This is a genomic window from Stenotrophomonas pictorum JCM 9942, assembly GCF_001310775.1.
GTDB classification, from domain to species: domain Bacteria; phylum Pseudomonadota; class Gammaproteobacteria; order Xanthomonadales; family Xanthomonadaceae; genus Stenotrophomonas; species Stenotrophomonas pictorum.
The window spans coordinates 1-7,403 of the sequence record NZ_BAZI01000126.1 but is presented as its reverse complement, the minus strand read 5'-3'; the positions used below and the strand labels follow the sequence as shown (position 1 = coordinate 7,403).

The 7,403-nt window shown below is 61.4% G+C and carries 8 protein-coding genes; 6 read left to right on the top strand and 2 right to left on the bottom strand.

All coding sequences use genetic code 11. The features are described 5' to 3' along the window. Positions 1 to 100 precede the first annotated feature (100 nt). Genes JCM9942_RS08310 through JCM9942_RS08300 form a run of 3 tightly spaced genes read left to right on the top strand, consistent with a single transcriptional unit; the run spans position 101 to position 3,383 of the window. Positions 101 to 1,276: a hypothetical protein gene (locus JCM9942_RS08310; RefSeq protein ID WP_054658982.1), complete on the top strand. Its 1,176-nt coding sequence runs from the start codon at positions 101 to 103 to the stop codon at positions 1,274 to 1,276. Next, positions 1,273 to 1,578, top strand: a complete 306-nt coding sequence (locus JCM9942_RS08305; protein WP_054658981.1) for a hypothetical protein — start codon at positions 1,273 to 1,275, stop codon at positions 1,576 to 1,578. Before JCM9942_RS08310 ends, JCM9942_RS08305 begins: the two co-directional genes overlap by 4 nt. A gap of 38 nt (positions 1,579 to 1,616) precedes the next feature. Further along, entirely contained in the window at positions 1,617 to 3,383 is a 1,767-nt protein-coding gene (locus JCM9942_RS08300) for a hypothetical protein (RefSeq protein WP_054658980.1), read from the top strand. On the opposite strand, the gene JCM9942_RS08295 is transcribed toward JCM9942_RS08300, so the two are convergent. After that, entirely contained in the window at positions 3,360 to 3,596 is a 237-nt protein-coding gene (locus tag JCM9942_RS08295; protein ID WP_054658979.1) for a hypothetical protein, read from the bottom strand. The genes JCM9942_RS08300 and JCM9942_RS08295 overlap by 24 nt on opposite strands. Before the next feature lie 4 nt (positions 3,597 to 3,600). After that, a complete protein-coding gene (locus tag JCM9942_RS08290) occupies positions 3,601 to 4,110 on the bottom strand; it encodes a hypothetical protein (protein WP_054658978.1) in 510 nt (169 codons plus the stop codon). Between the two features lie 1,137 nt (positions 4,111 to 5,247). Here JCM9942_RS08290 and JCM9942_RS08285 point away from each other — a divergent pair. The 3 genes from JCM9942_RS08285 (at position 5,248) to JCM9942_RS18965 (ending at position 7,275) form a co-directional block, all read left to right on the top strand. Next, the gene (locus tag JCM9942_RS08285) at positions 5,248 to 6,186 is read left to right on the top strand and encodes a DNA-processing protein DprA (protein ID WP_218185471.1); all 939 of its coding nucleotides are present in this window, start codon (positions 5,248 to 5,250) and stop codon (positions 6,184 to 6,186) included. Continuing rightward, positions 6,167 to 6,799 carry a hypothetical protein gene (locus JCM9942_RS08280; RefSeq protein WP_054658977.1) on the top strand — a complete coding sequence of 211 codons (633 nt, stop codon included), beginning with the start codon at positions 6,167 to 6,169 and terminating at the stop codon, positions 6,797 to 6,799. Before JCM9942_RS08285 ends, JCM9942_RS08280 begins: the two co-directional genes overlap by 20 nt. A gap of 149 nt (positions 6,800 to 6,948) precedes the next feature. Then, entirely contained in the window at positions 6,949 to 7,275 is a 327-nt protein-coding gene (locus JCM9942_RS18965) for a hypothetical protein (RefSeq protein ID WP_145974297.1), read from the top strand. Positions 7,276 to 7,403 lie beyond the last annotated feature (128 nt).

The following is a 7,403-nucleotide window of genomic DNA, read 5'->3' as shown; positions in this document are numbered from 1 at the left end:
CTGGTGCCGGCACAACCGCAGCGGGCGGGGGCGGGATGGGCCAGTTTGGTAGCGAGGCTGGCAGCTGGTTCAGTGATCCGTCCCTGTGGAGGACTTCGTAATGGCAGGCTGGCAGGACTTCGGAAAGCTGCTCGGCGGTGGCGTCAACACGACCGACGCGTATCAGCGCGGACAGACCAAGGCGGCGCAACTGGAGCAGCTGATCGCTGACGCCAAGGTCAAGCGCAGCAAGGCGGCCGCACTCGACAATATGGCCGGTGCGCTGGTGAAGCTGGACATGCCGGCTGACCTGGCCACAGTGCTCGCGGCTGGCTACAACCCCGAGCAGCTGTCCGGCTACATGGGCGATGTGCAGGCGCAGCGCTTCCGCGGCGATGCGGCCTCGCGCGCGCTGGCCGGCGATTGGGATGGCGCCAATGCGGCACTGATGGGCGTGGCCAGCGGCCCTCAGCAGCTTGCCAAGGTCGAGGGTCAGAATCTGCTGGATAACGTATTCCTTACCGGCGGCGGCGGGATCACGACCACGGATCAGGGCCTGGCCAGTATCCGTCAGCACGATGCCTCCGCCGCCGCCTCGCGCGCCAGCGCCGCCAACAGCTATGCGAGCGCCGATGCGACCCGCCAGCGCCTTGGGATCGCCCAGGCGCAGTTCGACCTGCAGCGGCGCGGGCAGTGGAATCCGGGCGGGAAGCCGGCCGCCGGTGCGAATGGAGCGGTCGGCGGTGCTGCGGGCGGCGGAATGAATGGCCGGCAGATCGCGGGCACCTCCATCCAGCGTGAAATGGTCCTCAATCAGGTGGCGGCGCAAACAGGCGTGGCGCGCTCTGAAGTGAACCGACTTCTGGAGGAGGGGGATCCTGCGCGCGGCCTGACCGGCCCGCAGGCCGTGGCTGACTTGATGAAGACCAAGGGGGAGCGATTCTTCCAGGGAAGAATTCTCGGCAATATCCCACTGATCTCCGAATGGGCGAATCAAGACTCATCGCCCTATAGCGAGGGCGCTGCGCGCGGCCAAGCCATGATCAACGACCCGACTGGACCCATCACCAATTCCGACGTCGAAGGCGCGCGCGTAACGGTCCCCAACTTCCGGCAGCCGATTGGTGTGCAGTCCAACTTGGTTGAATCGCTTCTGCGGTCATCGATGCCGGCTGCAGGCGATGTGCTCTCTGGAGCCGTGCCGACACCGGGAGCTGCGCCGGTCCAGCGCGCCACCAACCCGACCACGGGCCAGATCCTCGAACTCCGTAACGGCCAATGGGTGCCCGCACAATGACCACGCCGCCGCTTCCTCCGGGCTTCGTCCTCGATCCGCCTGCACGGCCGGCCGGCGGCTTGCCGCCATTGCCCCCGGGCTTCGTGTTGGATTCGAGCAGCAGCGGGCCGATCACTGACATCCCTGCGGTGAACGCCTTGCCGCCCGATTTTTCTGACGTTGCCGGCAACGTGGCCAGCACCGAGGATCAGGTCATGGGCGATGGCTGGAAGCCGGGGTTCCTGCGGGATGTGGCGATGGGTGGTCGCTCCGTGCTGCAGGGGGCCGGCTCGCTGATCGGGGCCTTCGGTGGCGATGCCTGAACTACGCCATCGCCAATCCCATCGAGCGAAGCCTGGGCGTGCAGGAGTCCGGATCGTACCGGGATACCGGTGCCTGGCTGGCTGACAAACTGAACCTGCCGAAGCCGCAGACCTCCACCGAGCGCGTCTACAACGACATCAACGAGGCGTTGACCGGGACCGCGCTCACGCTCGGCGCCGGCGGCCTGATCAATGCCGGCCGATCTGCGGCGGCATCGCCCACGGTGGCCAGCCGTGTTGGCGACTTCCTGACGGCGCAGCCGGCGCTGCAGGCGGTAAGCACTGTCACGGGCTCCGGTGCCGCTGGCGCAACCCGTGAGGCTGGGGGTGGCCAGGGTGCTCAGTTGGCGGCCGCTCTTGCGGGAGGGCTGGCCCCCAGCGCGATTACCGCCGGCGTGCCGATGGCATTGCGTGGCGGGTTTCGTGGCGGCGAGAAGAACCGCCAGAACCTTTCAGCCGCAATCGACGATTTCAGCCAGCTCGGTTCCACTCCTTCCATCGGCCAGGGCACTGGCAGCTGGATGCGTCAGGGCGTGGAGACGTTGCTGGCTGGAGGCCCGACTTCGGGCGGCGTGATGGCTCGATTTGGAAAGCGGCAGGGCGAAGAGATCGGCTCCGGGCTGGAGGGTTTCGCCCGTCGCATGTCCAACGATCCGACCGCCGAGGGGGCTGGCCGCGCTATTGAGCAGGGCGTCGATACGTACACTGACCGCGTACGGAGCATTCGCGGGCAGCTCTACGATCGCGTTGATCAGCATGTTCCGGCTGATGCGCCGGTCGCGCTGGCCAGGACGCAACAGGAGTTGCAGAGACTGACCGCGCCGACGCCCGGTGCATCCAATACGACGGGCGCAATGATCAATCCCGAGCTGAAAACGCTGGCGGATAACATCGCAGCGGACATCGCCGCAGCCCAGGCTGCTGGTGGCACGGGCATTCCCTATCAGGCGGTCAAGGACATCCGCACCAAACTGGGGGAGGATGCGTTCTCGTTCACGCTATCGCCGGACAAGCCCACCGCGCAGCTGCGCAAGGTTTACGCCGCCCTGACGGATGACATGCAGGACCTGGCCAGGCAGGCCGGTCCGAGTGCGGAACGCGCCGTGCGCAAGGCCAACAAGTTCTATGCGGACAGCCGCGAGCGACTGGAGTTGTTGCAGCGCGTGGTGGACAAGAACGGCGGCCCGGAAAAGGTATTCCAGGCAGCAATCGCCGGCACCAAGGAAGGGGCCACGGTGCTTCGTCAGGTTATGGGATCGCTGCCCAAAGAGGCGCAGCGGGACGTGACGGCAGCTGTCATCAAGCGTATGGGGCTGGCCAATCCCAGTGGGCAGGACACCGCGGGCGAAGTGTTCAGTGCGGCCAGCTTTCTGACCAACTGGAACAAGCTCAGCCCGGAAGCGCAGCAGACCTTGTTCCACCGGTATGGGCCAGAGATGAGCGAGAACATCACCAAGATTGCTCAGGTCGCCGAGCGCATCAAGGAAAGCGACGGCATACTGCGTAGCACATCGGGCACGGGGCCGAACGCAGTGGCTGCGGGCTATTGGGGGTCGCTGGGGCTGTCGCTGCTGTCGGGCAATATCCCGGTATTCGCGAAGCTGGCGGCAGCTGGTGCTGGTACGAATGTGATCGCCAGGGTGATGACCAATCCGAGCGCTGTGCGCTGGCTGGCGAGAACGACCGAACTCCCGGTCGGGGCGCTGCCTGCGCAGCTCAACGTGCTGAAACGAATTGCAGCGGAGAGCAAGGACGAGGACGTGGAGGAGTTCGCTGCTGCTTTAGAAGAGGCGGCTCAGGAATGAGCTGAGGTCGAACATCAAGGAGATGAGTAGTAGCGGCAAAGCGACGAGGGCCAATCCACCCAAGCCAAGCAGGGCGTAATGGCGTAGGCGAGTCGGATTTTCCCGCTCCAGGCGATCCAAGTTGGCCTCGGCGCTCATGCGCCTAGTAAGCTCACGGGCTTCAGGAGTCACTTCGTGCTTGTCCCACGGAAAGCGATCTTTGGTGGTGTTCATGGCCTTACCCGCCGATGTTGTTGCACAGCAAAAAGTTGCTCTTCAGTTGGTCAATCATCCTTGACGCGTCTCCGCCGCCACTCAGAACTTCCTGCAGGTCGTCCCGGGTTGCGTGCGATACGGTCAGCAAGGACGTGCACTCGCATACTTCGGTGACGCCCCCGCTATTTGACCTCACGAAGCTGTTGGCAAGCGGCGCGTTTGTCAGCAGCATCAGCTTGCACGCCTTCACCCCGTTGTCGAATAGCCTCAACGGGCCCTCCACATCGGCAGTCGTCGCTGGCCCTTGCCTGCTACTGAAGAATGGGGTGCTGGTGTTCTGTGCTGCCACCTGGGCAGTCGACACCAAGAGTGCCAATCCGAATCCGATCCCGCGGCAATCCATGACTACTCTCATCCCCACATACCGCCGCGCCCAGTACCCGAACTTGCCCCGGACGTACTGACCGACAGTGGTGGGGACGATCTCGGCGTCTTGGATGTCCTGGCCATTGGTGGCCTTCCAGTCGGGCATGACAGGTTCCTTCTCTCAGCTGCAAATTCCAGAGGCCGACGATACAGCGTCTTCGTAGTCGTCGGCTGCAGACCTGACGTCACGTGCCTGCCGGGCGCAGTCGTCGCCCAGATCGCCCCAAGATGCGCACTTCGCCAAGTTGTTTGCGGCATCCGCAAGTTGGCGGGCCTTGTCTGCAGCTTCTTGGCATTCGGCGGGGGCGGACAGCCGCTGTGACGAAGCCAAGGCGAAAACTGGTGTCGGCAGATAGGCAGGCAGCCCCGCCCATGCTGCGGAGATTGCACCCACCATTGAGCCGGAGGCAGGGTGTTCTGTATCTCCTTAACTCGGCCTTCGATCAGTGCGAACTTCCTGTCGAATTGCTGATCGGAGGCGCGGAGCCTCTGGCCGAGCTCCTGGACTGCAATCAGTGCTGATTCCCTTTCAGCCATTGCAGCAGATGCTCTGATTGCAGCATTTGATCCTTCGGGCGTAATACCTGCGGGGTTCAAGTAGTTGGATTGCGGGCTGCCGTAGTTACGCCAACTGGATGACGGTAGTGACGTGGCCGGAGCTGGCGCAGCGGCCGGTGCGACATAGGCCGGAGCGGTGTAGGCACTTGAGCGACCAAGGCGCCCAATACCGTATGGATCGACGGTTCCCAGCTTGCCGGTATAGGGGTTGTAGTTCCCGCGGGTCGAATAGTTGTCCGACCTGCTCGAATTTGGAGCGGAGCGATAGTGTGGCGCCACGTAGGTGCCATCTTTCCGGGTGTACCCCCTGACTCGCACTCCGCGAGCTTCGGCGAGTGAGACGAACAACATGGCGCAAAGCGCCAACAGCACCGCAATGGCTTTCATCCGAGTAGCCCCCTATCCCTGATGGCGGCAGGATAACAGGGCTTCGGATGCGGCGGCGGGGAGGGGAGAATCTGCCAACTTCCTGTTTTTGCGAAGATCTTCGGGCAGCCCTAAGGACCAGCCGAGGGCATCTTAGAGTTCAGGCGGGAACTTGCTCTTGTGGGAGCGATGGTCGACCATAAGGAACCACGGCATTGTCATGGTCCTCGCCTTGGCTTGTCGGGCACCTACGACATGGTGAAGTCCCTCCAGTATTGAACTGGATTCCTTGCAGACAGGATGTTCAAGCGAGGCCTTTATGTTTGTTGAGTCCACGCCCCAACTCGCTATGAGTTCCGTTTTCGATCAGTCGTTGTTTGCTGCGCCACCCATAGAGCTCCGTCGCGAGATGGCGGCGTATGAATCGCTGTGGCTGCAGCAGGGGGCTTGGTTCAAGGGCGTCGCACAGCTATTTGCCGACAATCCCAACCGCGTGCCCTCTGAGCTGGTGCCTGCGGCGACGGTTCGAGACACTTGGAAGAGATTGCTTGAAGAGGTAGGGCAGGAGCGCCTGAAGTCGGTCGGCGTTCGCGTCCATGGCGCCGGTGAGTACCCCGCAAAGTTGCGAGAGGCAGATCACCCGATAGAGCTTCTCTACTATCGCGGTAATTGGGAGTTGGTCGATACGCGTGGCGTGGCCGTCGTAGGCACTCGCAATCCAACTCCGGAGGGCGCCGCAAATGCCACGCGTATTGCTCATGCGCTGGTAAGGCGCGGGTTCACAGTTGTGTCGGGTCTCGCGCGAGGTATTGACTCGGCCGCGCATCGCGGGGCACTGGAGGCTGGTGGTAGAACCATTGCAGTCATCGGTACTCCGCTGTTCGATTACTACCCGCGTGAGAATGCTGATCTGCAGGAGAAATTGGCAAAGGAACACCTGGTCATTTCCCAGGTTCCGTTCTTGCGCTACAAGCAGCAGCACTACAAAGCCAATAGCTTGTTCTTCCCCGCGAGAAACGTAACGATGTCAGCCCTCACAGAGGCGACTGTCATTGTTGAGGCGGGGAACACTTCGGGCACACTGGTGCAGGCACGGGCAGCGCTTGCACAAGGGCGGAAGCTTTTTATCCTCGATAGCTGCTTCAGGAATCCGAGTCTCAGCTGGCCTCGAAAGTATGAGGAGCAGGGTGCGATTCGGGTCAGGAATATCACCGAGATCATGGAAGCTCTGGGTAAGCATGCGCCTACAGAAGATTGAACCGCGTCACTATGCCTGGCTCGACCCGAACGACCAATGTCTGTATTACGGCGACTACACCAGTGGCGGCGGATTCGAAGCTAGTGATACGAATCGGCAGATTTTGAATCTGAAGAAGAAGCCCACGGCAAAGCAGGGTGAGCTGTACTACAAAGAAAAGGCAGTGACGTATTGGGGGGCTACCCTCCGAAAGTTATTGACGCTTGAAAATACCCAGGCAGGGTACACATTTGTTCCGATGCCGGGCTCCAAGCCGCTCGGGCACCCTGAGTACGATGATCGAATGCATAGGGTCTTACAGCACATGCGCGCGGGAATTCAGGGCGTTGATGTCAGGCCATTGCTTAAGCAGGTAAAAGATCGGGCCGCGCAGCACGAGGGAGCCGGTCGAATGAGTCCTACCGATCTGTGCAAGACACTCGCGGTGGATCACTCGCTGATCCCACCGCCAGTGGCGTCCACTATCGTGGTTGTCGATGACGTGATCACGATGGGGGCCTCCTTCGCTGCTGCGAAGAGCATGTTGATGCCCCTTCCGAATGTCACAAGGGTTGTGGGCGTTTTTCTCGCAAAAACGATTTGGCAAACCCCGGATTTCGATGACGACTTCTAGCGCGATTTCCACTGCCATTGGCACGGCGTAGACAAACCCCGCCAATCGGTGGGGTTTGTCGTTTAGGGCTTGGGCTTCTTGGCCTTCCGCTTCTTCTCGGCGGCAGGTTTCGGTGGCACCATGCCCCGCCTCGAAAAGGAAATGTAGGGATGGGAAAAGAGCTTAGAAAAGTCAGGGCGTTTGAAGCTGTCGTCAGCGATATCAATGGCAGCGAGCCACCTGTCATCGTAGTGGATGACTCAGGCGATAAAGCAAGAAACCAGATTTCTGCAGATAGGGCCGTTGTTGACTCTAGAAGTCTTGGGTGGTCAACGGTCGAACTGTATGGGTCAGAGCCGGATTTCCTGGTCAAGACTCCTGATGGTCGGGAGGTGGTGATAAGTGATGAACACCCGTCCTACAACTACATGGCGAGAACGTTTGATCCGCTCTTGAGGCAGATTGACGAAGTGCGGCGTAAAGAAACTGAGGATTGATTACTGATTGTGGGTAGCCACCACAGTAAGAAAACCAAGCCCCGCTCCGGCGGGGTTTTTCTTTGCCCGTTGAACCCCCTCCCTGCCAGCTCAGCATGTCCCAAACCAACCGGGACAGGGCATGGTAA

Bases quoted from the DNA above. Each gene is read 5' to 3' on its own strand.
- JCM9942_RS08310 (WP_054658982.1), top strand. From the start codon at position 101: ATGGCAGGCTGGCAGGACTTCGGAAAGCTGCTCGGCGGTGGCGTCAAC.
- JCM9942_RS08305 (WP_054658981.1), top strand. From the start codon at position 1,273: ATGACCACGCCGCCGCTTCCTCCGGGCTTCGTCCTCGATCCGCCTGCA.
- JCM9942_RS08295 (WP_054658979.1), bottom strand. From the start codon at position 3,596: ATGAACACCACCAAAGATCGCTTTCCGTGGGACAAGCACGAAGTGACT.
- JCM9942_RS08290 (WP_054658978.1), bottom strand. From the start codon at position 4,110: ATGCCCGACTGGAAGGCCACCAATGGCCAGGACATCCAAGACGCCGAG.
- JCM9942_RS08285 (WP_218185471.1), top strand. From the start codon at position 5,248: ATGTTTGTTGAGTCCACGCCCCAACTCGCTATGAGTTCCGTTTTCGAT.
- JCM9942_RS08280 (WP_054658977.1), top strand. From the start codon at position 6,167: ATGCGCCTACAGAAGATTGAACCGCGTCACTATGCCTGGCTCGACCCG.
- JCM9942_RS18965 (WP_145974297.1), top strand. From the start codon at position 6,949: ATGGGAAAAGAGCTTAGAAAAGTCAGGGCGTTTGAAGCTGTCGTCAGC.